Origin of the sequence: Kitasatospora sp. MBT63 (assembly GCF_000710465.2) — a bacterium.
Taxonomy (GTDB): Bacteria; Actinomycetota; Actinomycetes; order Streptomycetales; family Streptomycetaceae; genus Kitasatospora.
In genome coordinates this window covers 20,079-45,587 of the sequence record NZ_JAIZ01000470.1, presented here as the reverse complement: position 1 = coordinate 45,587, position 25,509 = coordinate 20,079, and the positions used below count along the sequence as shown (strand labels likewise).

Annotated in this window: 19 protein-coding genes and 1 pseudogene; 1 reads left to right on the top strand and 19 read right to left on the bottom strand. The window is 72.1% G+C overall.

What is annotated here, in order from left to right:
• The 19 genes and pseudogenes from AA75_RS25695 to AA75_RS25605 form a co-directional block, all read right to left on the bottom strand.
• A pseudogene (locus AA75_RS25695) lies at positions 1–705 on the bottom strand (hypothetical protein); the annotation flags it as partial.
• Between the two features lie 71 nt (positions 706–776).
• Complete coding sequence (locus tag AA75_RS52400) at positions 777–3,305, bottom strand: DUF6603 domain-containing protein (RefSeq protein ID WP_051813349.1); 2,529 nt, start codon at positions 3,303–3,305, stop codon at positions 777–779.
• 386 nt (positions 3,306–3,691) lie between these two features.
• Positions 3,692–3,958: a hypothetical protein gene (locus AA75_RS25685; RefSeq protein WP_033822610.1), complete on the bottom strand. Its 267-nt coding sequence runs from the start codon at positions 3,956–3,958 to the stop codon at positions 3,692–3,694.
• A gap of 48 nt (positions 3,959–4,006) precedes the next feature.
• Positions 4,007–5,536, bottom strand: coding sequence for a hypothetical protein (locus AA75_RS25680; RefSeq protein ID WP_033822609.1), 1,530 nt, complete (start codon positions 5,534–5,536; stop codon positions 4,007–4,009).
• Positions 5,537–5,817: 281 nt separating this feature from the next.
• Positions 5,818–6,492, bottom strand: a complete 675-nt coding sequence (locus AA75_RS25675) for a response regulator (RefSeq protein ID WP_033822608.1) — start codon at positions 6,490–6,492, stop codon at positions 5,818–5,820.
• On the bottom strand, positions 6,489–9,080 hold the full coding sequence (locus AA75_RS25670; RefSeq protein WP_051813347.1) for an ATP-binding protein: 2,592 nt from the start codon (positions 9,078–9,080) through the stop codon (positions 6,489–6,491). Before AA75_RS25670 ends, AA75_RS25675 begins: the two co-directional genes overlap by 4 nt.
• 144 nt (positions 9,081–9,224) lie before the next feature.
• Entirely contained in the window at positions 9,225–9,854 is a 630-nt protein-coding gene (gene kdpC / locus AA75_RS25665) for a K(+)-transporting ATPase subunit C (RefSeq protein ID WP_033822607.1), read from the bottom strand.
• Between the two features lie 19 nt (positions 9,855–9,873).
• Positions 9,874–11,982: a potassium-transporting ATPase subunit KdpB gene (kdpB, locus tag AA75_RS25660; protein WP_033822606.1), complete on the bottom strand. Its 2,109-nt coding sequence runs from the start codon at positions 11,980–11,982 to the stop codon at positions 9,874–9,876.
• Complete coding sequence (gene kdpA / locus AA75_RS25655) at positions 11,982–13,643, bottom strand: potassium-transporting ATPase subunit KdpA (RefSeq protein ID WP_033822605.1); 1,662 nt, start codon at positions 13,641–13,643, stop codon at positions 11,982–11,984. Before kdpA ends, kdpB (AA75_RS25660) begins: the two co-directional genes overlap by 1 nt.
• A gap of 1 nt (position 13,644) precedes the next feature.
• On the bottom strand, positions 13,645–13,734 hold the full coding sequence (gene kdpF / locus AA75_RS25650) for a K(+)-transporting ATPase subunit F (protein WP_033822604.1): 90 nt from the start codon (positions 13,732–13,734) through the stop codon (positions 13,645–13,647).
• A 331-nt stretch (positions 13,735–14,065) separates the two neighbouring features.
• Positions 14,066–16,045: an APC family permease gene (locus AA75_RS25645; protein WP_149038374.1), complete on the bottom strand. Its 1,980-nt coding sequence runs from the start codon at positions 16,043–16,045 to the stop codon at positions 14,066–14,068.
• Between the two features lie 267 nt (positions 16,046–16,312).
• Positions 16,313–18,190, bottom strand: a complete 1,878-nt coding sequence (locus AA75_RS25640; protein WP_149038369.1) for an APC family permease — start codon at positions 18,188–18,190, stop codon at positions 16,313–16,315.
• 244 nt (positions 18,191–18,434) lie between these two features.
• Positions 18,435–19,274 (bottom strand): SDR family NAD(P)-dependent oxidoreductase, encoded by an 840-nt coding sequence (locus AA75_RS25635; protein ID WP_051813345.1) that lies wholly within the window; start codon positions 19,272–19,274, stop codon positions 18,435–18,437.
• A 351-nt stretch (positions 19,275–19,625) separates the two neighbouring features.
• The gene (locus AA75_RS25630) at positions 19,626–20,057 is read right to left on the bottom strand and encodes a hypothetical protein (RefSeq protein WP_033822602.1); all 432 of its coding nucleotides are present in this window, start codon (positions 20,055–20,057) and stop codon (positions 19,626–19,628) included.
• Between the two features lie 119 nt (positions 20,058–20,176).
• Positions 20,177–22,309 (bottom strand): potassium-transporting ATPase subunit KdpB, encoded by a 2,133-nt coding sequence (gene kdpB, locus AA75_RS25625; protein WP_033822601.1) that lies wholly within the window; start codon positions 22,307–22,309, stop codon positions 20,177–20,179.
• Between the two features lie 185 nt (positions 22,310–22,494).
• Positions 22,495–22,719, bottom strand: coding sequence for a hypothetical protein (locus AA75_RS25620; protein WP_149038368.1), 225 nt, complete (start codon positions 22,717–22,719; stop codon positions 22,495–22,497).
• Between the two features lie 433 nt (positions 22,720–23,152).
• The gene (locus tag AA75_RS25615) at positions 23,153–23,656 is read right to left on the bottom strand and encodes a universal stress protein (RefSeq protein ID WP_033822599.1); all 504 of its coding nucleotides are present in this window, start codon (positions 23,654–23,656) and stop codon (positions 23,153–23,155) included.
• Between the two features lie 159 nt (positions 23,657–23,815).
• A complete protein-coding gene (locus AA75_RS25610) occupies positions 23,816–24,550 on the bottom strand; it encodes a hypothetical protein (protein WP_233289190.1) in 735 nt (244 codons plus the stop codon).
• Between the two features lie 17 nt (positions 24,551–24,567).
• A complete protein-coding gene (locus AA75_RS25605) occupies positions 24,568–24,939 on the bottom strand; it encodes a hypothetical protein (RefSeq protein ID WP_233289189.1) in 372 nt (123 codons plus the stop codon).
• Between the two features lie 283 nt (positions 24,940–25,222).
• Between AA75_RS25605 and AA75_RS45995 the strand changes: the two genes are divergently transcribed.
• The gene (locus tag AA75_RS45995) at positions 25,223–25,489 is read left to right on the top strand and encodes a hypothetical protein (RefSeq protein WP_082526825.1); all 267 of its coding nucleotides are present in this window, start codon (positions 25,223–25,225) and stop codon (positions 25,487–25,489) included.
• Positions 25,490–25,509 lie beyond the last annotated feature (20 nt).

The window sequence follows — 25,509 nt, the reverse complement described above, 5'->3', positions numbered from 1 at the left end:
GGCGGCGGGGAAGCGGTTGGCGACCAGGACGGCGTTGAGTTCGCCCTCGTCGGGTTCGGGGTCCGTACCGGCCCGGGTGGCGTCGGGGCGTCCGCCCTCGCGCAGGTGGGCGAGGTAGCCCATCTCGGCGGGCAGCGGCTTCACCGCGTCGAACAGGTCCTTGGGGACGAGGACGGTGGCGCACTGCTCCTCGTACTCGTCGGGGCGCAGGCTCTCCGGTGGGAGAGCGGGGGGCTTGCCGGCGCCGTGGCCGCCGTCGAGGAGCCGGCGTACGGTGCCGGTCTTGACGAGGCCCACGGCGTCGGGGTCCTCGGGCAGTTCGTCCTCGCGGAACAGCAGCAGGGCCATCCAGGGGACGGCGGGCGGCTGGTCCGGGCCGAGCGGGCGGTTCCAGGGCAGGCCGGGGGCGTCGAGGTTGATGTGGGCGAGGGTCTGGCTGTAGGTGCCGACGGCGTCGGGGACGGGGAACTGCGCGTTGATGCCGGTCGGGTCGAAGCTGAAGCGCGGCTGGACGACGTCGAAGGGCTGCGGGGTGGCGTCGATGACGCGGTCCGCGCCGTCGAGGTCCTCGAGCACCTGACGGTTGTCGATCCGGTACCGGCCGGCGTAGAGCGACGGGATGCGGTGGTCGAAGAACCGGGTGCGGTGCTCGGCACCCGGCGCGGTGGTGCGCGGCTGCGGGGCGGGTTCGGAGGTGGTGGTCACAGGGCGTGCCTTTCGACAGGACGCGGCGTGGGGCGAGGGGACCGGTCGGCGAGGGGTCGGCCGGGGGGCTGTCAGCCGGCGACGAGCATCGGCTCGGCGGTGAACGCGGTGCCGGCGGCGTTCGCGTAGGCGCTCAGGTCGGTGTCGAGCGCGCCGAGGTCGGTGCCGAGGGCGGCCAGGGCCTGGGCCAGGGCGGTGCGGTTGCCGCGGGTGGCGGCGGTGTCGATGCCGCTCTGGATCGTGGCGATGACGCCGCCGGGACGGGTCGGCGTCGGGCCGGTGGCCGCCTCCGCGGAGAGCGGCTGGTTGCCGTCGGGCCTGATCGGGTCGAAGGAGATGGCCTGCTCGTCGAGGAACCCGGTGGAGGTGCCGTGGTCGACCGGCGGCGAGGTCAGCCGGATCCCGAGGATCCGGTCGGGGATGATCCCGTCGTTCGGGGCTTCGGGCTGCCGGCCCCACAGGCCGTTGGGCACGTTGCCGCGCAGGACGGCGCGGCCCCAGGGGGTCAGGCTCGCGGCCTGGCCGTTGTAGGTCAGCCAGACGCGCAGTTCGCTGCCCTTGCCCCGGACGTGCATGGGCAGGATGTCCACCGCACTGTCGGTGGCGACCGGTGTGGTGCTGCTCCGGTCGAGGTAGACCTTGCTGACGGGGGCCTGGGTGTCGGCGGTGAAGGTGAAGCCGCCGTTGCTGACCAGCCACGGCTTGAGGTCGCCGCGGGTGGCCGGGGCGCCCTCGCCGGTGTACCCGGCGATCGCGGTGGTGCGGACCATGTTCTCCGGCGGCGGCAGCATGCCCTGGAAGCCGCCCCAGTCCAACGCCGGGGCCTGATTGCGGCGGCCGGCGCCGAACCCGATGGTGAAGGAGATGAACCAGAGGTGCACGGTGGCCTCGCCGCCGACCGCGGGGCCCCAGACCCGGACGCTGACGCCGACCTCGATCGAGATCCTGATCTTGACGAACCAGACCTTGATGGTCGCGGAGACCCCGACCCGGATGCCCATGCCGACGTCGAAGTAGAAGGGGTTCCACTCCAGCAGGGCGTCCACCCGGGCGGTGAGCCAGGCGCGCAGCATGCCGGACTGGAAGACGACGTCCAGGGAGCCGCCGGCCATCAGGGACTTGGGAGTGAACGCGGCGTAGGCGTTGCCGGTGATGTTGACGGTGGAGCCGACGCCCCAGGTCAGACCGGCGGGCTGCTGGCGGGGGTAGCGGGCGGGTAGTTCCCGGCCGGCCGGGATCGCGCCGAGCATGAATGCGAAGTCGCCGGCGTGGGCGTGGTTTCCGAACCAGAACTTCATGCCGACGCCGCCGCGCAGCTTGCAGTTCGGGTCGATCAGGAAGGTCTTCTCGGTGAAGGCCGCGCCGATGCTCAGCTCCCCGGCGGTCGGGCGCAGGGTTGCCTCGATGCCGATCTCCACCCGGGCGATCTTCTTGTCGCTCTTGGTGGGCAACTGCATCCCCGCCGCGCCGAGCAGGCTGATCGTCAGGTCGGAGCCGGTCTGCACCAGGGCCATGGCCCGGCCGCTGAAGGTCTCGAAGCAGTCGAAGGCCAGGCCCGCCGCGAACCAGAGGTCGCCCTCCTGCGGCCGCACCCACGGGTTGGAGCCGCCGATCAGCTCGCCGAGGACCTTGAGCGGGTCGACCTCGTCGTCGTCGGCGCCGATCTCGCCGGGGTTGTCGAGCGCGACCAGGAACGGGAAGCTGCCCAGCGCGTCGGCGGCCGGGACCCGTACCCGGCTGTTCCAGCCGAACCCGGCCGAGATGCCCCGCACCTGGAACAGCGGCGGCCCGAAACCGACCTGGCTGCCGAGCGAGCCGTACGCGAAGAGCGACGGATCGGCGCCGGTGCCGTCGGGCACGACGTACGCGCCCATCGCCGAGCCGTTGAACGCGCCGGTGTCGACCAGCAGGACACCGCCGACCACCGTCTTGTACGGCGGGGAGGCCGGGAGCGCGGTCAGCGCACCGGCGATCCGCAGCGGCGGGTTGTAGTAGTCGACGCTCAGGCCGTTGTCGCCGCCGGGCGTGCCGATCGGCGACCAGCCCCGCACCGACGGCGCCTCGAGGACCTTCATGCCGTTTCGGCGGTGCGGGCCGGGGCGCGGGGTGAGGATGCCGTGCTCGGTGACCAGCGCCTGCGGGGTGCGGTCGCGGGCGCCGGCGTCCCGGTGCTTCACGTCGGGCAGCGCGCGGCCCAGGCCGTCGAGGCGTCCGGGGTCGGTGGGCGGCGCGGGCGTGCGCCTGGTCAGTCGCAGCGCCCGGCCGTCCGTCAGCGCCCAGGCCCCGGCGGGCAGTTCGATGCCCGCCGGGGTGCCGTCGACCAGGACCAGGCTGCGGCCCTCGCCCAGGTCGACGGCGGCCACCGTCCCGGTCACCCACTCGCCGTCGACGGTGAACGCGACGTCCACCGGCGCCGAGGACGCGGTCACCTTGGCCCGCCCGCCGACCGACAGGGCCCGCGGATCGCTCACCGCGCCGTCGATCCGCACCGTGCCGCCCGGGAAGACGAGCGCCGCGGCATCGGGGTCGGCGAACACGGACGCCGGGATCTCGACCGCACCACCCGCCGCCCGGTCGAGGAGTTTCCGAACGTCTTCCACGCGTGCTGTCACAGCGATCCCGCCCTCGGCTCGTGGGAAAGGGGAATGGCGGACACACGCACCGGCCTCACGGGCCTGACGTGTCCGCAGCCACGAGCCTAGCCAGGGCGGACACTTGAAGTAGCGACATACATACCCACAGTGACCGACATGGCCGAAAGGTGGTGCACAAACTTCACCGGAGGCCGGAACCGCCCCCACCCTGCAGAAGCGTTTCAACGGGCACCGGGAAGGATCCGCGCCCACGGCCACCCGCCCTCGCAGGCTGCCGCCGCCCACCCGACACGAGACACGGCACCGGAATCCGGCCAATCAACGGACCCACCCGAGGGCGCGTCGGCCGAGGTACCCACGCCCGGAACTCCCGAGGACCCGCCGAGCACCGATCACTCGGCCCGGTGTCTCCTCAGCTCATCGAGCCAGCCACGCACCTGCTCGTCGTCGTGGAGAAAACCGCCCTCGGGGCCGGCCGGCAGGTCGATGCCGTGGAGCACTTCCAACGCCCATCGGGCCGGGTCGTCCCAGCTGAGATCGTCATCGGCCAGCCATCGCGCCGCCCACCGGTCGACGGCGTCCCGGCTCGTCCGCGCCTCGACGAGCGCAACAAAGCGTGCCTCGATCTGGTCCAGGTCGGGCTGTCTGCCATGGGTCATGGGTCGACCGTAGCGCGCTCCGCCAATCGCCCCCCGACCCGGTTCCGCTCAGCGGTACTCGCGCAGGCGCGGGCGGACCCCCAGCACGCTCAGGGCGAGCGCCAGGACGAGTGCCAGGCCGCCCGGTGCCGCGGTGCCGACCCCCAGATCGGCGTCGGCGTCGGCCACCGCCGTGTCGAAGGCCCGCTGGTTGACCGCCAGGACCTCACCCAGGGCTGTGCTGAGGAGCTCGAAGTCCGCGTTGGACTGGCCGGGCGCCGTACCGGTGTTGAACGTCACCGCGGCTTTGAGCTGCCCCTGGTTTCGCAGGCCGCGCATGGCGCGGTCGTCCTGCTGGTAGCGCTGGAACGCCGTCAGGGCGCGTTCGGCCGCGTCCTGCTCGCCCGGGAAGGTGATGTTGCGCAGTTCCGTCCCGAGGACGCCGTCGAACGGGACCACCCGGTGGTCGGCCCGATGGGTGTCGGCCCGGCGTGACAGCTCGTCGTTGTAGCTGTCGAGGGTGGCGCCCGGGAGGTGGGCGACGGCCTGGGTCTTGTCGAGGAAGGACTGCTGGTACGCGGCGGCCCGGGCCGGGTCGGTGAGGTAGCGGCTCTCGTCGGCGTTCATGTCGTAGGCCACCGCGCGGGCGCGGCTGAGGGCGATGACGGAGTCGTAGGCGTTGCGCTTGGCGACGACCAGGTGGCCGTCGGCCGCTGCGGAGAGGTGGAGGCCGGTCGCCAGTCCGAGGACGGTGAGCAGGGTCGTGGCGGCCAGCGGGAGGTTGATCCTTCGGCGGAAGCGGGCGGTCAGGGTCCGTTGCAGCGCGGCGAGCGCGGCGAGCGCGGCTGTTCCGGTGGCCAGGAGCCACCACCGGCCGGCCGCGAGGTCGCCGCGTCGGGCCGAGTAGATGCGGTCGACGGTCGCGGAGTTGGCTGCGGCGACCTGGTCGGCGGCGGGCAGCAGTTGCTGGCGGAGCAGGTCGGTGGCCTGGCGGTAGGTGTCCAGGGCGTCCGGGGAGGGCTTGCCGGCCGGGGCGTGTGCCTGGTCCTCCAGCAGCTGGGCGCGCGCCACCAGGGCTTCGTAGCGGCCGAGTTCGCCGATGACGGTCTGGACGGCGCGCTGCCCGGCCGGGTCGCCGGCGGCGGCCTCGGCGGCGCGCTGGAGGTCGGTGCCGGCCTGGTTGCGGCGCTGCTCGTAGGTGTCCAGCGTCTGCTCGCGCAGTGCGGTGTAGTCCGGGTCAGCGCCGATCAGCAGGAGGTTGGCGGCCTGGGCGTCCATGTCGCTGAGTGCGAAGGCCAGGTCGGCGGCCCGGGTGGCCTGTGGGGCGGCCCGGTGGCCGATGGTGTCGGTGCCGTCGCGGGCGCCGCCGAGCACCGAGGCGGTGGCCGCGGCGAGGCCGAGCAGGGCGGCCAGGCAGAGGGCGGTGAGTGCGCGGACCAGGCGGGGCGTGTTCCACCAGGAGCCGCTCAGCGCGGGGATCCGGGCGCGGATGCCCGGCCCCTGGGCCGGGGCGCCCGCGGGATCCTCGTGGCCCTGTGCGGTGGTGGTGCGGGGGGCGCGCGGCCCGGGTGCCGGTCCGGCCGTACCCGAGTTCGCCACCCCGGGCGAACCCGTCTTCCACGGTACGGTCGTTCTCTCCGGTGCACCCGCTGTCATGGCCGCGCGTCCCCCTACCCTTTTCACCTGGCCGCCGGATGGTCATCGGTGGAAACCCACCTCGGGATGACAGCCACCGGCGTGGTCACGGCCCGCACCCCCCACGGAGCGGAGCCGATCCCTCGTCGCCGACGCTATGCCGCCGGAGATCGGCTTCCGGGTTCCCTGACGCTTCCTTGGCGCCGGGGGCAGTGATCTTGACGGCTCGTTGGCACCCGGCTGGTTCAGGGCCGGTACCGGTAGCCGATACCGGGCTCGGTGATCAGATGGCGGGGCCGGGCCGGGTCGGTCTCCAGCTTGCGGCGCATGTTGGCGAGGTAGACCCGCAGGTAGTTGCCGTGCTCCTGCTGGTCCGGTCCCCAGACCTCGCGCAGGATCTGCCGTCCCGGGACCAGCTTCCCCGGGTGGGCCAGCAGGATGGTGAGGATCTTCCACTCGGTCGGGGTGAGCCGTACCGGGCCGCCGGGGCCCGTGACGGTGCCCGCGACCAGGTCGACCTCGTGGTCGCCGATCACGGCCCGGGGCGGCGGCGTCTCGGCCGGCGGGCGGCGCAGCACGGCGCGGAGGCGGGCCAGGAGTTCGTCCATGACGAAGGGTTTGGTGAGGTAGTCGTCGGCGCCCGCGTCGAGCGCCCTGATCTTCTCGGTCGCGGTGTCGCGGCCGGACAGGACGATGATCGGTACGGCGCTCCAGGCGCGCAGGCCGCGGATGATGTCCATGCCGTCGAGGTCGGGCAGGCCGAGGTCGAGCAGGACCGCGCCGGGCATCTCGCGGCTCGCGAGGTCCAGGGCTTCGGCGCCGGTGGCGGCGGTGAGGACGGAGTAGTGGCGTGCGTGGAGGTTGATCTTCAGGGCGCGTAGGAGCTGGGGTTCGTCGTCCACGACCAGGATGTGGTTCATGCCGTCACCTCTCCGGGGTCCACGCCGCTCTCGGTCTCCGTCCCGGCCTCCGCCGCGCTCTCGCGGTCGGTCTCGCTCTCGGCCGCGGGAAGGGTGAGCAGCATGGTGGTGCCGCCGCCCGGGGTGTCCTCGACGTCGAGGGTGCCGCCCATGGCTTCGGCGAGGCCGCGGGAGAGGGCGAGGCCGAGGCCGACGCCGGCGGTGTTGTCGGTGTCGCCGAGGCGTTGGAACGGCAGGAAGACCCGGTCGCGTTCCTCCGCGGCGATGCCGGGGCCGCGGTCGATGACGCGGATCTCGACGCGGTCCAGGTGCCCGCTGGCGGTGACCAGTACGGGGGCGCCGGGGGCGTTGTGGCGCAGGGCGTTGGTGATGACGTTGGCCAGGACGCGTTCCAGCAGCGGCGGGTCGGCCAGGACGGCCGGGGCGGTGTCGAGGTCGAGCGGCTGGACGGGGGCGTCGGGGTCGGCGAGCGAGTCCATCGCGCGGGGCAGGACCTCGTCGAGGTGGACCGGCGCCAGGTGCAGGGTGAGGGCGCCGGCCTGGAGGCGGCTCATGTCGAGCAGGTTGTCGACCAGGCGGGTGAGTTTGACGAGCGACGCGTCGGCGAGGTCGAGGAGTTCGGCCTGGTCCTCGTCGGAGAACTCGACGTCGGGGCTGCGCAGCGAGCCGATCGAGGCGAGTGCGGCGGCGAGCGGGGTGCGCAGGTCGTGGCTGACGGCGGCGAGCAGGGCGGTGCGCATCCGGTCGGCGGCCTTGATCGGTTCGATCTCGGCGGCGACGGTGGCGAGCCGGTCGCGTTCGAGGGCGGCGGCGACGTGGGCGGCGAAGGCGGTGAGCACCCGCATGTCGGCGGCGGGCAGGCGTCGGCCGGTCAGGACCAGCAGCGCGTCCGGGCCGACGGGTACTTCGGTGCTCTGGCGGTCGGGCGCGGGTTCGCCGCCGGCGTCGCTGCGGGCGAGGACTTCGCCGCCGGCGCGGTCGAGCAGGGCGACGGACTCCATGCCGAAGGCGGTCCTGGACTTCTCCAGCAGGGCGGGCAGGGCGTCGGCGCCGCGCAGCACGCTGCCCGCGAGGGTGGAGAGGGTCTCGGCCTCGGCGGTGGCGCGGGCGGCGCGGCTGGTGAGGCGGCCGGCGTGGTCGACGACGGTGGAGACGGTGAGGGCGACGACGGCGAACACCACGAGGGCGATGACGTTGTTGGGTTCGGCGATGGTGAAGGTGTGGACGGGCGGGATGAAGTAGTAGTTGAGCAGCAGTGAGGCGATGAGGGACGCCATCAGGGCGGAGAACGCGCCGCCGAGCAGGGCGACCGCGACGACGCCGAGCTGGAAGATCAGCGCGACGGTGGTCAGGTTCAGCGAGTGCGGCTGGGAGAGCCCGGCGGTGAGCAGGAACGGCAGTACCAGGCCCGAGGTGAAGCCGGCGGCGGTGCGGCGCCTGGAGTGGCGCCGGCCGAGGGTGGGCAGCCGGCCGCGGCCGGTGAACTCGTGGGTGACCATGTGGACGTCGATGTCCTCGGAGGCGTCCACGGTGGTCTCGCCGATGCCGGGGCCGGTGAGGAAGCGGTTGACCCGGCCGCGGCGGCTGGTGCCGAGGACGAGTTGGGTGGCGTCGTGGGCGCGGGCGAAGGCGAGCAGGGCGGTGGGGATGTCGTCGCCGACCACCACGTGGTAGCTGCCGCCGAGCGTTTCGACGAGTCGGCGCTGTTCGGCGAGGTTGCCGGGTGAGGCGCCGGCGAGGCCGTCGCTGCGGGTGATGTGGACGGCGAGCAGGTCGCCGCCGGCGGTGCGGTCGGCGATGCGGGCGGCGCGGCGGATCAGGGTCTCGCCCTCGGGGCCGCCGGTGAGGGCGACCACCACGCGTTCGCGGGTCTCCCAGACCCGGTCGATGTGGTGGCTGGCGCGGTAGTCGCGCAGTCCTTCGTCGACCCGGCCGGCGACCCAGAGCAGGGCGAGTTCGCGCAGGGCGGTCAGGTTGCCGACGCGGAAGTAGTTCGAGAGTGCGGCGTCCACTTTCTCCGCCTTGTAGACGTTGCCGTGCGCCATCCGGCGCCGGAGGGCCTGCGGGGCCATGTCGACCAGTTCGATCTGGTCGGCGCGGCGGACCACCTCGTCGGGGACGGTCTCGCGCTGCGGGATGCCGGTGATCTTCCGGACCACGTCGTTCAGCGACTCCAGGTGCTGGATGTTGACGGTGGTGATGACGTCCACCCCGGCGGAGAGCAGTTCCTCGACGTCCTGCCAGCGTTTGGCGTTGCGGCCGCCGGGGACGTTGGTGTGGGCCAGTTCGTCGACCAGGGCCACGGAGGGCTTGCGTGCCAGGATCGCGTCGACGTCCATCTCGGTGAACTCGGTGTCCCGGTAGGTGCGGGTGAGCCTGGGCACCACGTCCAGTCCCTGGAGCATGTTCTCGGTGTGCCGGCGGCCGTGGCATTCGATGAAGCCGACCACCACGTCCGCCCCGCGTTCCTGTCTGCGCCGGGCCTCGTCGAGCATCCGGTACGTCTTGCCGACGCCCGGAGCCGAGCCGAGGTAGACCCTCAGCCGGCCGCGCCGTACGCGGGTGCCGGGGGTGAGGTCGCGAGACATGGGCGCTGCTCTTTCCTACGAGGGCGGCCTGGGGTGTGGTGGGTGGTGCGGTTGGGGCGGGCGGACATGCGGGTGACCGGCCCGGGGACGGGGGTGGTCCCCCGCTCCCGGGCCGGTCCTCCTATGCGGCCGGTCGGCGTGCGGTCACTTCTGCTCGCTGAGCGCCTTGTTGAGCAGGACGACGTTGACGCCGTCCTGGCCGAGGAAGCCGAGCGAACGGCCCTCGGTGTACTTCGCGACCAGCTTGTCCACCGTGTCCGCGGACAGGTTGCGGGCCTTGGCGACCCGGGCGACCTGCTCCTCGGCGTAGGCGACCGAGATGTGCGGGTCGAGACCGGAGCCGGAGGCGGTGAGCGCGTCCACCGGGACGGTGGCCGGGTCGACGCCGTCGAAGGCGGCGACGGCCGCGCGGCGGTCCTCGACGTTCTTCAGCAGGTCCTCGCTGTTGGGGCCGAGGTTGGAGGCGCCGGAGCTCTTCGGGTCGTAGTTGTAGGCGGACGGCCGGGGCTGGAACCACTGGGGGTCCGGCTGGGCCTGCTCGTCCGCGTCGTCGGGGTTCTTCTTGGGCAGGTTGTAGTTCTGGCCGAGGAGGCTGGAACCGATCTCCTTGCCCTGCGAGCTGACGATCGAGCCGTTGGCCTTGTCGCTGAAGGCGACCTGGCTGATGCCGGTGACCAGCAGCGGGTAGGCGATGCCGAGGATGACGGTCATCACCAGGAGCATCCGCAGCGCGGTGAAGTGGGTGCGTACGGAGGTGGGCAGTGGCTTGGGCATGGTTGCTGTTTCCTCCGTCTCAGCTCAGGCCGGGGATGAACTGGATGATCAGGTCGATCGCCTTGATGCCGATGAACGGCACCACGAGACCGCCGAAGCCGTACACCCCGAGGTTGCGCCGGAGCAGCGAACTGGCGTCCGACGGACGGTACTTGACACCGCGCAGGGCGAGCGGGATCAGGCCGATGATGACCAGGGCGTTGAAGATGATCGCCGAGGTGATCGCCGAGGTCGGGCTGTGCAGGCCCATGATGTTGAGGTGGCGCAGGCCCGGGTACACACCGGCGAACATGGCCGGGATGATCGCGAAGTACTTGGCGACGTCGTTGGCGATGGAGAAGGTGGTCAGGGCGCCGCGGGTGATCAGGAGCTGCTTGCCGATCTCGACGATCTCGATCAGCTTGGTGGGGTTGGAGTCCAGGTCCACCATGTTGCCGGCCTCCTTGGCCGCCATGGTGCCGGTGTTCATCGCCACGCCGACGTCGGCCTGGGCCAGCGCGGGCGCGTCGTTGGTGCCGTCGCCGGTCATCGCGACCAGCTTGCCGCCCGCCTGCTCCTTCTTGATCAGGGCCATCTTGTCCTCGGGGGTGGCCTCGGCGAGGAAGTCGTCCACGCCGGCCTCGTCCGCGATCGCCTTGGCGGTCAGCGGGTTGTCACCCGTGATCATGATGGTCCTGATGCCCATCCGGCGCAGCTCGTCGAAGCGCTCCTTCATCCCCTCCTTGACGACGTCCTTGAGGTGGATGACGCCGAGGGCCTTGGGGGCGGCGGTGCCGACCCGGGAGGCGACCACGAGCGGGGTGCCGCCGGCTGCGGAGATGCCGTCGACGAGGGTGGCGATGTCCTGGCCGACCGTGCCGCCGTTCTCGGTGACCCAGCTGGTCACCGAACCGGCTGCGCCCTTGCGGACGGCGTGCACGCCGTCGGCCTCGTCGAGGTCGACGCCGGACATCCGGGTCTGGGCGGTGAACGGGACCCAGGTGGCGTGGGTGAGCTCGCCCTGCGCGCGGGCCCGCAGGCCGTACCCGGTCTTGGCGAGGACCACGATCGAGCGGCCCTCGGGGGTCTCGTCGGCCAGCGAGGAGAGCTGCGCGGCGTCCGCCAGTTCCTCGACGGTGACGCCGGTGGCCGGCTGGAACTCGGCGGCCTGGCGGTTGCCGAGGGTGATGGTGCCGGTCTTGTCGAGCAGCAGGGTGTTGACGTCGCCGGCGGCCTCGACGGCGCGGCCGGACATGGCGAGCACGTTGCGCTGCACCAGGCGGTCCATGCCGGCGATGCCGATCGCGGAGAGCAGGGCCCCGATGGTGGTCGGGATCAGCGCGACGATCAGGGCGACCAGGACGATCATCGACTGCGGGGCGCCGGCGAAGGTCGCCATCGGCTGCAGGGTGACGACCGCTATCAGGAACACGATGGTCAGCGAGGCGAGCAGGATGTTGAGGGCGATCTCGTTCGGCGTCTTCTGCCGGGCGGCGCCCTCGACCAGGGCGATCATGCGGTCGATGAAGGACTTGCCGGGCTCCGAGGCGATCTTCACCACGATCCGGTCGGAGAGCACCTTGGTGCCACCGGTGACCGCGCTGCGGTCACCGCCGGACTCGCGGATCACCGGCGCGGACTCGCCGGTGATCGCCGATTCGTCGACGGAGGCGACACCCTCGACGACGTCGCCGTCACCGGGGATGATCTGGCCGGCTTCGACGACCACGTGGTCGCCCAGCTGGAGGGCGGTGCCGGAGACCTCCTCCTCGGCCTGCGAGGCGGGCCAGTTCACCAGGCGGCGGGCCATGGTGTCGGTCTTGGTCCGGCGCAGCGTGTCGGCCTGCGCCTTGCCGCGGCCCTCGGCGACGGCCTCGGCCAGGTTGGCGAAGACGGTGGTGAGCCAGAGCCAGACGGTGATCGCCCAGGCGAACACCGAGGGGTCGGCGATCGCGGAGACGGTGGTGACCACCGAGCCGACCTCGACCACGAACATGACCGGGTTCTTGATCATGACGCGCGGGTCGAGCTTCTTCACCGCGTCGGGAAGGGACTTCACGATCAGCTGGGGATCGAGCAGACCGCCGGATACTCTGTGCGGAGCCTGCTCCTGCTCGACGGGAGCGGGCGGGGTGAGGGTGGACGACATCAGTGGAGACCTTCCGCGATCGGCCCGAGGGCCAGGGCCGGGAAGTAGGTGAGGCCGACGACGATCAGGACGACGCCCGACAGCAGGCCCACGAACAGCGGCTTGTGGGTGGGCAGGGTGCCCGGGGTGGCAGGGACGGGCTGCTGCTGCGCGAGCGAGCCGGCCAGCGCGAGCACGAACACCATCGGCAGGAAGCGGCCGAGCACCATGCACAGGCCCAGCGCGGTGTCGTACCACGGCGTGTTCACCGTGATACCGGCGAACGCCGAACCGTTGTTGTTGCTGGCGGAGGTGAACGCGTACAGCACCTCGGAGAACCCGTGCGGTCCGGAGTTCAGCATCCCGGCCCGCTCGCCCGGCAGCGCCATCGCGACACCGGTGCCGATCAGCACCAGCGCGGGCGTGGTGAGGATGTAGAGGGAGGCGAACTTCATCTCCCGGCCGCCGAGCTTCTTGCCGAGGTACTCGGGTGTGCGGCCGACCATCAGGCCCGCCACGAACACCGCGACGATCGCCAGGATCAGCATGCCGTACAGGCCGGAGCCGGTACCGCCGGGCGCGATCTCGCCGAGCATCATGTTGAAGATCGTCAGGCCGCCGCCGAAGGGCGTGAACGAGTCGTGGAAGGAGTTCACCGCGCCGGTCGAGGTCAGCGTCGTGGACGCCGCGAACAGGCCGGAGGCCGCCACGCCGAAGCGCTGCTCCTTGCCCTCCATCGCCGCCCCGGCGGCCTGGAGCGCGCTGCCGGAGTGCTGGGACTCGGCGAAGGTGATCAGTGCGGCCGAGGCCACCCAGAAGATCCCCATGACCGCGACGATCGCGTAGCCCTGGCGGTTGTCGCCGACCATCCTGCCGAAGGTGCGGGGCAGCGAGAACGAGATCACCAGCAGCAGGAAGATCTCCAGCCAGTTGGTGAAGCCGGTCGAATTCTCGAACGGGTGGGCCGAGTTGGCGTTGAAGAAGCCGCCGCCGTTGGTGCCGAGCTCCTTGATGACCTCCTGCGAGGCCACCGGGCCGCCGGGGATCGACTGGGTGTCGCCGCCCAGCGTCACGATGTCGTGGAAGCCGTGGAAGTTCTGGACGACGCCGTTGGCGACCAGGACCAGCGCGAAGACGATGGAGAGCGGCAGCAGCAGGCGCAGGCAGATCCGGGTGAGGTCCACCCAGAAGTTGCCGACCCGGTCGGTCCGGTTGCGGGTGAAGCCCCGGATCAGGGCGGCCACGATCGCGATGCCGACGGCGGCGGAGACGAAGTTCTGCACCGCCAGGCCCGCCATCTGCACCAGGTGGCCCATCGCGGACTCGCCGCTGTAGGACTGCCAGTTGGTGTTTGTCGCGAACGAGACCGCGGTGTTCCAGGCCTGGTGCGGCTCCATCACCGGGACGCCGAGGTTCAGCAGCAGGTGGTTCTGGAGCCGGATCAGGCCGTAGAGGAACAGGATCGACAGGGCCGAGAAGGCGAGTACGGAGCGGAGGTAGACCGGCCAGCGCTGGTCGGCGTCACCGTCGACGCCGACCAGCTTGTACAGGCCGCGCTCGACTCTGAGGTGCTTGGCGGAGGTGAGGAGCTTGGCGATGTAGTCGCCGAGGGGGCGGTAGCACAGGGCCAGCGCGCCCACCAGGGCGAGGGCCTGCAGCCAGCCCGCGAGAGTGGAGCTCATGTCAGAACTTCTCCGGGTAGATCAGCGCGACGACGAGGTAGCCCACCAGGGCGACGGCGACGATGAGACCTGCGATGTTCTCGACGCTCACAGCTTCTCCACCCCCCGCGCTACCAGGGCGATGACGGCGAACACGGCGACCGTGATGCCGACGAAAACGAGATCGAGCATGGGCTCCACCAACGTGGTTCAGGACTTGGCCGTGACACACCCCGAGGGCCCGCACGACGCCGGCGGCAGACCGGCCATGTCAGCAAACCAGCCGGTCACAGCGGTGTGAGCGGCCCTGACGCGCTCCATACGGCCGGGTCGGCAACCTTGACGCGGCATTGACGCCCGTCCTACACCGGTCGGCCCCGATCTGGCCGGAACGTGCCGCCGGCCCCGGGCAGCGGTGCTGTCCGGGGCCGGCGTTCAGGGGGTCAGACCTTCTCGGTGACGGACCCGGAGCGGGCCGGCTCGCCCCTGCGGACGGCGCCGGGGGCGCGGCGGGCGGGGTGGTCGGCGCGCGGCGCGGAGGCGAGCTGCCAGGGCACGCTGATCACCATCACACCGGGTGTGAAGAGCAGCCGGCTCTTCAGCCACAGCGCGGACTGGTTGTGCAGCAGGTGCTCCCACCAGTGCCCCACCACGTACTCCGGGATGAACACCGCGACCGCGTCGCGGGGGCTGGTGCGGCGCACCGTGCGGACGTAGGAGACCACCGGCTTGGTGATCTCGCGGTACGGCGAGTCCAGCACCTTCAGCGGGACCTGGACCTCGTACGCGTCCCACTGGGCGCGCAGGTCGGCGGTGGCGTCCTTCTCGACCTCGACGGTGACCGCCTCCAGGGTGTCCGGGCGGAACGCCTCGGCGTAGCCCAGCGCCCGCAGGGTGGGCTTGTGCAGCTTGGAGACCAGCACGATGCCGTGCACCCGGGACGGGCGCACCGACTCGGCGTTCGGGTCCTCCACCGCAAGCTCCGAGGCGACGGCGTCGTAGTGCCGCCGGATGCCGCGCATCATCAGCCACAGCACGATCGCGGCGACCACCGCCAGCCAGGCACCCTGGGTGAACTTGGTGGCCAGCACGATCACCAGCACCAGGGCGGTGGTGACCGCGCCGAGCCCGTTGATCACCCGGGAGCGCTGCGCGGCGCCGCGCACCGCGCCGTCGCCCTCGCCGGCCAGCACCCGGTTCCAGTGCTTGACCATGCCGATCTGGGACAGCGTGAAGGAGGTGAAGACGCCGAGGATGTACAGGTGGATCAGGCTGGTGACGTCGGCGTCGTAGAGCCACAGCAGGCCGCCGGCGACCACGGCGAGCGCGATGATGCCGTTGGAGAAGGCCAGCCGGTCGCCGCGGGTGTGCATCTGCCGGGGCAGGTAGCGGTGTTCGGCCAGGATCGAGGCCAGCAGCGGGAAGCCGTTGAAGGCCGTGTTGGCGGCCAGGATCAGCACCAGCGCGGTGGCGGCCTGGACCACGTAGAACAGGATGCTGTCGCTGCCGCCGAAGACCGAGGCAGCGAGCTGGGCGATCACGGTCTGCTGGCTGTACGTCGCGCAGTCCCCGGCGAGGCCGGTCAGCTGGCAGGCGTCGTCGACGTAGTGGACCTTGGCGATCAGGGCGAGCGCGGTGACGCCGACGAACATCACCACCGCGGTGATGCCCATCACCGCCATCGTGGTCGCCGCGTTGCGCGACTTGGGCGCCCGGAACGCGGGCACGCCGTTGGAGATCGCCTCTACGCCGGTCAGCGCCGTGCAGCCCGAGGCGAACGCCCGCAGGCCCAGGATCAGCAGACCGAGGCCGGCCAGTGTGTCGCCGCCGTGCTCGGGGGCGATCCCGAACGCCGCGCTCTCGGCCACGGGGGTGTCGCCGAACACCATCCGGACCAGCCCGGTGGCGATCATCAGCAGCATCGCGCCGATGAACAGGTAGGTGGGGGCCGCGAAGGCGTTGCCCGACTCCCGGACGCCCCGCAGGTTCATCGCCATCAGCAGGGCCACGAATCCGACCGCCATGGCCACCCGGTAGTCGGCCAGGCCGTTGAACGCCGAGATGATGTTGTCCACCCCGGAGGCGACCGACACCGCGACCGTCATCACGTAGTCGACGAGCAGCGAGGCGGCGACCACCAGCCCGGAGTTCGGGCCGAGGTTGCGGGACACCACCTCGTACGAGCCGCCGCCGCTCGGGTAGGCATGCACGACCTGCCGGTACGAGGCGACGACGACGACCATCAGCGCCACCACGCCCGCCGCGACCCACGGGGTGAGGTAGAGGAACGCGGTGCCGCCGACGGTGAGCACCAGCAGGATCTCCTGGGTGGCGTAGGCCACCGAGGAGAGCGGGTCGGACGCGAAGATCGGCAGGGCCAGCCGCTTCGGGAGCAGGGTCTCGCCCAGCTCCTCGCTGCGCATGGCCCGGCCGATGACGAGGCGCTTCAGCGCCTGGGGCAGATTGAACACACGGGCGAGCGTAGGGCTCCCGGGCGTGGCGGCAAGGCCGCCCGAAACGCCCCCGGCACACCCACGGCGCTTGACGTCTCCGCAGGTCAGAGGGGTTGACCTGGGTGCGCTACCGGAGCGTATCGGGGGCGTCAAGGGCGCCGTTAAGGGATCGTCAAGATATGCCGATCGGATCGTCCATACCTCATGAAATCGGGCAAACCACCCCGCCTGGCGGTCCTACATCCGCAGCCGAAGCCGGCAGACCACCGCGTCGCTGTGCCGGCGCAGCGCGCGGTCGATCACCGCGCCGCGCTGGTTCTGCAGGGCCCGCTGCCACAGCCTGGCCGGCTCCACCTCGGGGATCAGCACGGTGATCCGGTCGTAGGCGTGCTCGGCGGCGAGCTCGCCCACGAAGGCCGCGATCGGCCGGCCGAGCCGGCGGTGGGCGTCGGGGACCTCGATCAGCGGGACACCGGGCCGCCACAGCTCCCAGTCCCGGCGCAGCGCCTCGGCGGCCGTGCGGTCCTCCGGGTCGGGCGCGGTGTGCACCACGGTGACGGCGAGCACCTCGTCGCCGAGCGAGACCGCGGCGCTCAGTGCGTCGCGGGTCAGGCGGGTGATGGCGTGCACCGGGACGACGACCAGCGAGCGCTGCCGGGTGACCGGGCCGGGCACCTGGCCGACCTCCAGCCGGGCGCCGATCCGGACGTAGGTGCGGTGGATCAGCTCGAACAGCAGGACCAGCAGCGGCAGCGCCAGGCAGATGCCCCAGGCGCCCTCGGTGAACTTGGTGCCGGTGACCACCAGGGTGGCGACACCGGTGAGCAGGGCGCCGAAGCCGTTCAGCAGTGCCTTGCCCCGCCAGCCCGCGCCGCGTTCCCGGTTCCAGTGCCTGACCATGCCGACCTGGCAGATGGTGAAGCCGACGAAGACCCCGATGGCGAACAGCGGGACCAGGCTGTTGACGTCGCCGCCCGAGCCGACCAGCAGGGCGCCCGACACCACGGCGAGGAAGATCACCCCGTGCCGGTGCACCTGGTGGTCGGCGCGCAGGGCGAAGACGTGCGGCAGGTGGTTGTCGCGGGCGAGCAGGCGCATCAGCACCGGCAGACCGCCGAACGAGGTGTTGGCCGCCAGTCCGAGCAGGATCACGGTGGCGAGCTGGACGAGGTAGAAGCCGAAGCCGTGGCCGAGCGAGGCGTCCGCGAGCTGCGCGAGCACGGTGACGCCCTCGACCGGCTGCAGGTGGAAGCGGCCGATCAGGACGGCCAGGCCGATCAGCATCACGCCGAGCAGCGCGCCGAGCGCGACCTCGGTGTGCTGGGCGCGCCTGACCCGCGGTGTCCGGAAGGACGGGACGGCGTTGGCCACCGCCTCCACCCCGGTCAGCGCCGAGCAGCCGGCGGCGAAGGCCTTGAGCAGCAGCAGCGCACCGACCGTGGTGGCGCTCCCGGCCAGCGCGGAGGCGTGCCCGGCGGCGGCCTCGGTGCTGGCGGGCGCGTCCCGGAACAGGCCGACGACGATGATCGCCAGGATCGAGAGCACGAAGACGGCCGTCGGCGCCATGAACCAGCGGGCCGATTCGGCGATGCCGCGCAGGTTGACGGCGGTGACCAGGGCGAGGACACCCAGGCAGAGCCAGACCCGGTCGTCGTAGAGGCCCGGCACGGCCGAGGTCAGCGCGGCCACGCCGGCGGTGACGGAGACCGCGACGTTCAGGATGTAGTCGATCACCAGCGAGGCGGCGGCGGTCAGCGCGGCCCGCCGGCCCAGGTGCGCCTTGGCGACCGCGTACGAGCCGCCGCCGTCCGGGAACGCCGCGATCACCTGGCGGTACGAGGCCACCAGGACCGCCAGCAGTACGGCGATGGCGGCGGTGACGGGGAGGGTGAAGCCGAGGCCGTACCCGCCCGCGGCGGCCAGCACCAGGACGATCGACTCGGGACCGTAGGCGACGGAGGCCATCGCGTCGAGCGAGAGCGCCGCGAGGCCGCCCAGCGCGGTCAGCTTGTCGCGCTGCTGCTCGGGCTGCTGCTCGGGCCGGCCGCCGGTATCGGGCGGTTCCTCCCCGCCGACGGCTATGGCCGACTGCTGCGCATCGGTGGCACCGGACATCGAATGAACCTCCGTGGATCGAATGTGCTCCACGGATGCTGTCCCACCCGGGACGCCGCCTCCATCGGCCCATACGCGACCCTGACGCCCGCGAGCGGGCCCCTGACACGGTCTTGACACGCCCGGGTGCGCCGCTGCCCCGGGGCGCCGTCGGCCTTGCGGCCGTGAACGGACAGCGCCCCGGGGCAGCGACTTTCCCGGGCACCCGATGCCGGTGGCACACGGCACCGGGTGGATCTTGGAACTACCGGCTGACGAGCCGGTCGGCGAGCTTGACCAGGCGGCGCAGCGAGCGCTCCTCGGTGGCCACCAGGGCGGCCGGGGCGATGTCGCCGCCGTCGTAGTACGCGCCGTTGGTGAGGCGGAAGTCCGGCAGGCAGAGCTTCACGACCGCCGCCGCGCCCTCGGCGGCCGGGGCGCCGACCCGCCCGTACAGCGGCAGCAGGGCGGTGTCGCACAGGCCCGGGTTGACACTGACGGCCGTGATGCCGGAACCCTCCGGGGCCATCTCGCGGGTGCCCATGGTCAGCGCGAGCTGGGACTGCGCGTACGCGGCGACCCTGGAGTACTTCTTGACCCGGTTGGGGTCGTTCCAGTTCATCGACGCGGTGCGGTGCAGGGAGGAGGAGACGTTGACGATCCGCGCTCCGCCGGCCGCCGAGAGCGGCGCCCGGAGCAGCTTGGCGAGCAGGTGCGCGGCCAGGAAGTTCACCTGGAGCGAGATTTCGTGGCCGTCCTCGGTGAGGGTGCAGCGCTCGGGCGCCATCACCGCGGCGTTGTTGACCAGCAGGTCGAGGGCCGGGAACGCGGTCGTGACGGTGCCGGCGAGCACGGCGACGTCCGCGAAGCGCGTGAAGTCGGCCGCGAGCATGACGAGTTGGTCGCGGGAGGCGCCCGCGTCGACCAGCCGGTCCAGGGCGCGCTCGCCCTCGTCGGCGGTACGGGCGTGCACGATGACCGTGGCGCCGTGGGCGGCGAGCAGCCGGGCGGTCTCCCAGCCGATGCCGGAGGAGGCCCCGGTGACCAGGGCGACGGGGGCACCCCCGGCCGGAGGCTGGGGGAGTGCGGAAAGGACTGCGGACATGACCCATCCAAGGGTTGCGAGGCACTCCCGGGCGCCGGACGCGGGCATGCGCCACCGGGGACCGGGAGTGCGGGAGGTGTACTGCGACTGAGCCGTCGGGCCCGCGCCGGAAGCGGTGGCCCGACGGGGACGGCGCGGGCGGACATCGGTGGCCCGCCCGCGCCGCGGCCGGGTCGGCTGCGGGGAGGCAGGGCTACCGGACGGCGGGGATGAGCGCGACAGTGGCCGGCGCCCGCAGATGCGGCGGGCGGTCGTGGTGGCGTGTCGGGCGGTTCATGACGTTCATTCAAATGCCCCTGCTCCGGGCGGGCAAGGCCGGCCCGCCCGCTCTGACGCATCCTTGATGCACCGTCAGCCCTTCGGCCTCGGCACGCCGACCGGCACGGCCAGCACCGCTGTGCGGACCCGGTGCCGCGGCCAGGCGGCGGGCAGCGAGGCGGCCAGCGCCGCCGCGGCGAACACGCCGAAGCGGGTGCCTTCGACACCGGCGCCGGCCCACTCCAGCGTCGCGAAGCGGTGGACGACGAAGCCGTTGAAGAACAGCCAGCCCGCCCCCGCGACCAGCGGCGCCGCCACGGGACGGGAGACCACACCGAGGACGGCGCACAGGGCGGCGAAGGCGCCGAGCGCGAACCCGGTGGGGTGCCGCTCCCCGACCACGGACAGGGCGAGCGTCATCAGGGCGCAGGCCACCAGCGCGACGGCGCCCGACATGCTGACCGCCAGGCGGTCCACCACCGGCCGGAAGGTGGAGCGGCCCGGGCGGGAGTGATAGAGCCTCATGACCGAAGCCAAACCCACGTGCCGACGCGTGCCACCCTTCGTTGACGGTTCCCTGATGGCCGGGACGGGGATTCCAGCGCGTCCCTGACGGGGCGCGGGGCGGCAGCGGGACCGCCGCGTCACAGGCCGGGGACGAACTGGACCAGCAGGTCGATGACCTTGATGCCGAGGAAGGGCAGCACCAGTCCGCCGAGTCCGTAGATCCGCAGGTTGCGTCCGAGCAGCTCGGAGGCGGACGAAGGCCGGTAGCGCACGCCGCGCAGGGCGAGCGGGATCAGCGCGACGATGATCAACGCGTTGAAGACGATCGCCGAGGTGATCGCCGAGGTCGGGCTGTGCAGGCCCATGATGTTGAGGTGGCGCAGGCCCGGGTACACACCGGCGAACATGGCCGGGATGATCGCGAAGTACTTGGCGACGTCGTTGGCGATCGAGAAGGTGGTCAACGCGCCGCGGGTGATGAGCAGTTGCTTGCCGATCTCGACGATCTCGATCAGCTTGGTCGGGTTGGAGTCCAGGTCCACCATGTTCCCGGCCTCCTTCGCGGCCGAGGTCCCGGTGTTCATCGCCACCCCGACATCGGCCTGGGCCAGCGCGGGCGCGTCGTTGGTGCCGTCGCCGGTCATCGCGACCAGTCTGCCGCCGGCCTGCTCCTGCCTGATCAGCGCCAGCTTGTCCTCGGGGGTGGCCTCGGCGAGGAAGTCGTCCACCCCGGCCTCGGTGGCGATGGCACGAGCCGTCAGCGGGTTGTCGCCCGTGACCATGACCGTCCGGATGCCCATCCGCCGCAGTTCCGCGAAGCGCTCGGCGATGCCCTCCTTGACCACGTCCTTGAGGTGGATCACGCCCAGTGCCCGGGCGCCGTGCCGGTCGTGGACCGCGACCAGCAGCGGAGTCCCGCCGCCCGAGGCGATCGCGTCGACGACCTCGAAGGCCTGCGGCGGGACCAGGCCGCCGTGGTCGTACACCCAGGCCGTGACCGCGGCCGCGGCTCCCTTGCGGACCAGGATCGCCGGGCTGCCGGGCCAGGTGAGGTCGACGCCGCTCATCCGGGTCTGCGCGGTGAAGGGGACGAACTCCAGCTGCCCGAGCTCGCCCTCGGCGCGGGCGCGCAGCCCGTACCGCTCCTCGGCGAGGACCACGACCGAGCGGCCCTCGGGCGTCTCGTCGGCGAGGCTGGACAGCTGAGCCGCCTCGGCGAGCTGTCCGTCCGCCACACCGTCGAGCGGGAGGAGGCGGACGGCCCGGCGGTTGCCGAAGGTGACGGTGCCGGTCTTGTCCAGCAGCAGGACGTCCACGTCGCCGGCCGCCTCCACCGCCCGGCCGGACATCGCCAGCACGTTCCGCTGGACGAGGCGGTCCATGCCAGCGATGCCGATCGCGGAGAGCAGCGCACCGATGGTGGTGGGGATCAGCGCGACCAGCAGGGCGACCAGCACCGCGGTGCTCTGCTCGGCGTGGGCGTGGATCGCGAGCGGCTGGAGCGTGACCACGCTGAGGATGAAGATGACGGTGAGGGAGGCGAGCAGCAGGTTGAGGGCGATCTCGTTCGGGGTCTTCTTCCGCTCGGCGCCCTCCACCAGGGCGATCATGCGGTCGATGAAGGTCAGCCCGGGCTTGGAGGTGATCCGCACGACGATCCGGTCCGAGAGGACCTTGGTGCCGCCGGTGACGGCACACCGGTCGCCGCCGGCCTCCCGGATCACGGGGGCGGACTCGCCCGTGATGGCGGACTCGTCGACGGCCGCGATGCCGTCGACCACGTCGCCGTCACCGGGGATCGTCCCGCCGGTCTCGACCACCACGAAGTCGTGGAGGACCAGCTTCTCGGCGGGCACCGACTCCTCCCGGAACTGCCGCAGGCCCACCCGCCAGGTTCGGAGCCGACGGGCCACCGTCCCGGCCCTGGCCTTGCGCAGGGACTCCGCCTGGGCCTTGCCGCGGCCCTCCGCCACCGCCTCCGCCAGGTTGGCGAACACCACGGTGAGCCAGAGCCAGAGGCCGATCAGCCACGAGAACACGCTGGGCGAGACGATCGCGGACAGCGTGGTCAGGGCGGAGCCGACCTCGACCACGAACATCACCGGGTTCCTGACCATCACCCGGGGATGCAGCTTGCGCAGCGCCTCGGGGAAGGACATCACCAGCTGCTTCGGGTCGAACAGACCGCTCGCCGCCCGGTGGCGGCGGGCCGGGGGCGACGGTGGGGCAGGGCGGGTGGACTGGTCCCTCTCGGGAGCCGGAGCAAGCATGCTGGGAGCCTTCTGCGAGCGGCCGGTGGCGGGTCGGGCAGTTCGGCCCCAGCCAACAGGGCGACCGCGCACCGGATCCCGCCCCTGACACCTTTCTGACGGTCCGCCAGGCGGTGTTGACGCGGTCTTGGCGGGGGGCCGCCCGCCCGTCCGGTACAGGTGGGCCCGTCATCGCAGCAACGGAGTCAGTCCAGGTACCCCATGGACATCCGGCAGTGGCCTCCGGACGCGCGGCGCCCCTCCGCCTCGTCGGTCTCCGGGGCGCCGGTGCCGGCGGGCTGCGGTACGGGGACCACGGGCAGGCGCAGCAGGTCGCGCGGCCGCGTCGCCGACAGCAGTGCGGGCCCCGGCGTCGGGAGGCTGCCGGACGAGCCGTTGACCTCGACGGTGTCATACGTGCCGATGCTCATGGTCATTCGCTTCCTTCAGAACGCGGTCCCGCACTCCGGGCCGAGCCGGGCGGCCACGGCCCTGTTCCAGGGCTACCGGGGGGTATCTGCCGCTTCCAGTGGAGTCCCGATCCTCCCCCGCCGCAACGGGCATTGACGTGCGGGCTACGCCGATTCCCCACGCCTTGACGACTCCTTGACACGGCGTCCTTCCGGCCCGGGCGGCATCGCTCCTGACCGGTGTCAACACGGTGTCAGAACCACAGTCATAGAGGTCGGGGAGCTGTCAGGCCCCGTCCCGGCCGGACGCCTGCCGCTTCCCGTCCGGCCGCACCATCCTGGTGGGCCACTGGTCCCGGCCGATCGCCACGGCGACGGGGACCCGCCCCCTGGCGGCCGTGCGGCCGTTGGGGGCGGGTCCCTGCCTCGATGTGGACGATGTGGGAGGTCGGTGTCAGGCAGCCAGGGACGTCACTCGCGACCGCTGGCCCGCCACGGCCTTCAGGGCCGGTGCCTCGGACGGCGGGACGGCGGTCACCGTGCAGGCGGCGCGCGCCACGCAGTGCCGGCCGACCGACGCGTGCAGGAACCGCCGCAGCCCGCCCCGGCGGCCGGTGCCGACCACCAGCAGGTCGTCGGGCCGGTCGGCGATCTCCACGAGTGCCGGTCCGGCCTCGCCCCGGATCACCACCGGTTCGACCCGCAGGTGTGCCGGGTAGCCGCCGAAGGCCCGGGCGAACGCGGCGTCGAGCCGGTCCGCCGCCGCCCGCTCCCACAGCTTCGACAGCGGCGGGCAGGGCCGGGTCCGGTAGGCGGCCTCGCCGCCGGGCGGGGTCCAGGCGATGACCGGGACCAGGACGGCGTCGCGGCGCTCGGCCTCCGCCACCGCGCGGCGCAGGGCCGCCGCGTTGCCCAGCGATCCGCTGACTCCGACGATGACGCGCGTGTCCTCGGCCATGATGCTTCGCTTCCCTCGGTCTTCGATGCAGGCCACCGGACCTGCGATTCGTTGGCACGGACCTCGGATTTCCGATGGACCTATTGATCGGCCCGGCCCGTTCCCTCGGATCCAGTAGACGCCCACGGTCGGCGAACGCCAGCGTCCTTAACGCCCCGGCTACGCGGCACCGGCCGTCCTTGACGCCCTCTTGACGCCCTCCCCACCCGCTCCCCCGGCGGTCGGGGCCATCGCGGCGGCGCTGATCACGACCGTCGCCCCGCCCCTGGCATCGGACCGTGCGGCTTGCCTCCCGGGCAGGTCGCTACAAGGGCGAGTAGGTCCGGTACTCGCCCTGCAAGGACGAGGTGGCTGCATCGGCCACGTCAGCCCGGGGGCCGTCTGCGCACTCCCGGAGGAAGTCGCCGACCCGAGTCCCCGCCCATCCCGCGGCGGCGGCCGCAGCCCAGAACCGCAGGCCGTCGTGGGGGTCCAAGGGACCGAGGAAGTCGAGAACGTGGTCGATCGTGGCCGCGTCCAGGGAGAGTCGCTGCATGGCCACGGCACGCAGAGCGCCGTCGACGAGCATCGGCGTGCCGGTGTCCAGGCACCCCGCAGGGAAGCGGCTGCTTCTTCGGGAGTGCTCAACCGAACGATGGCGTCGCCGAGCGCGACGTACACCGCCGTGGCCTCGAAAGGGCGCCGGGCGAGGTCCCGGAGCAGGCCGAGAGCGGGCCGGTGACCGCACGTCCCGAGCGCCATGACCATCTGGTACTGGGTCTCCCAGGTACGGGCGTCTCGAACCTCCGTCTGAAGAGCCTCCAACAGCGCAGGGCCCGCTGCGGGGTCGGCGAGCCGACGCAGGCGTGATGCGGCTGAACGCCGCTTGGGTGAGAGCCGGTGCCCGAGCTGCACCACGGCTTCATCAGGAGTCAGTGCCACTTCGGCCCCTTTGGATCTCCTGCTTCGTCGTGGCCGAACTGCTCGGCGATGTTGTTCCACATGAAGCCGTCCCGCCAGCCCGGCTTCCCGCCGGCCCAGCCGAGCAGTGCCCCGAGGACCTTCTCCTGAGAGACCGTCAGAGTCTGGTAGTGCAGCCCGGGCACCCCGTCCCGGAATTCGAGTTGGAAGGTGTTGTTCTCACGCAGCAGGACCTGGATGTACCAATTGCCGGGCTCCTCCTCGTTCATCCGCTCCAGGACCAGGTGAGCGTTCCCGCGTTGCAGGTTGGCCAGCATGGCCCCGATGGCCGGGTTGGACGGGCGTTTCACCACATGGCCGCGCTCGTCGGTCGCAATCAGCATGGCCGGATCCTCCAGCAAGGGTCTGACAGCGCCCAGCTGCAGGAGGCGGCTCCTCTCGGCCGGCACCTCGACGCCGGGGCGAAGTCGCGCGGCCGATGTCAAGGAGCCGTCAGGGGTTGCCCCGGGGCAGTCAACGAGCCGTCAGGACCACTCCCCCGCGCGCATCAACCGGCCTAACGTCGGCGGGAGGGGCACCAATCCGATCGCCCACGACCGCCCCTCCCGAGCCTCACCGTGTACGGCACCACCACACCTGACGGCTCTTCACCGAGGGGGGACTCCCATGGCAGTTCTCGGCGCCTCTCACACCCACGCGCCAAGGGCCTCCACCAGGGCGCGCAGCTCAGCGCTCGCCCTGCTCACGGCCGTCCTGCGACGGCTCGCCGACGGCCCGCTGGACAGTCCGGTGCTGCTGGCCATCGGCGGCCCCGCCGGTGGCGGAAGTGACGGCCGGGCCCGCCCGACGGTCCGTATGCGGGCGAGCTGGCGTACCGTCACCGCGGCGGACGGAACGCACCGGCTCGAAGCCCACTGGCGCCCCGACCGCTGAACTGCCCAACTACCGAGCGC

Coding starts and splice junctions, on each gene's coding strand:
- AA75_RS25685 (WP_033822610.1), bottom strand. CDS start 3,958: ATGACCCATGGCAGACAGCCCGACCTGGACCAGATCGAGGCACGCTTT.
- AA75_RS25675 (WP_033822608.1), bottom strand. CDS start 6,492: ATGAACCACATCCTGGTCGTGGACGACGAACCCCAGCTCCTACGCGCC.
- AA75_RS25670 (WP_051813347.1), bottom strand. CDS start 9,080: ATGTCTCGCGACCTCACCCCCGGCACCCGCGTACGGCGCGGCCGGCTG.
- kdpC (WP_033822607.1), bottom strand. CDS start 9,854: ATGCCCAAGCCACTGCCCACCTCCGTACGCACCCACTTCACCGCGCTG.
- kdpB (WP_033822606.1), bottom strand. CDS start 11,982: ATGTCGTCCACCCTCACCCCGCCCGCTCCCGTCGAGCAGGAGCAGGCT.
- kdpA (WP_033822605.1), bottom strand. CDS start 13,643: ATGAGCTCCACTCTCGCGGGCTGGCTGCAGGCCCTCGCCCTGGTGGGC.
- AA75_RS25645 (WP_149038374.1), bottom strand. CDS start 16,045: ATGCGCAGCGAGGAGCTGGGCGAGACCCTGCTCCCGAAGCGGCTGGCC.
- AA75_RS25640 (WP_149038369.1), bottom strand. CDS start 18,190: ATGTCCGGTGCCACCGATGCGCAGCAGTCGGCCATAGCCGTCGGCGGG.
- AA75_RS25635 (WP_051813345.1), bottom strand. CDS start 19,274: ATGTCCGCAGTCCTTTCCGCACTCCCCCAGCCTCCGGCCGGGGGTGCC.
- AA75_RS25630 (WP_033822602.1), bottom strand. CDS start 20,057: ATGAGGCTCTATCACTCCCGCCCGGGCCGCTCCACCTTCCGGCCGGTG.
- kdpB (WP_033822601.1), bottom strand. CDS start 22,309: ATGCTTGCTCCGGCTCCCGAGAGGGACCAGTCCACCCGCCCTGCCCCA.
- AA75_RS25620 (WP_149038368.1), bottom strand. CDS start 22,719: ATGAGCATCGGCACGTATGACACCGTCGAGGTCAACGGCTCGTCCGGC.
- AA75_RS25615 (WP_033822599.1), bottom strand. CDS start 23,656: ATGGCCGAGGACACGCGCGTCATCGTCGGAGTCAGCGGATCGCTGGGC.
- AA75_RS25605 (WP_233289189.1), bottom strand. CDS start 24,939: ATGCTGATTGCGACCGACGAGCGCGGCCATGTGGTGAAACGCCCGTCC.
- AA75_RS45995 (WP_082526825.1), top strand. CDS start 25,223: ATGGCAGTTCTCGGCGCCTCTCACACCCACGCGCCAAGGGCCTCCACC.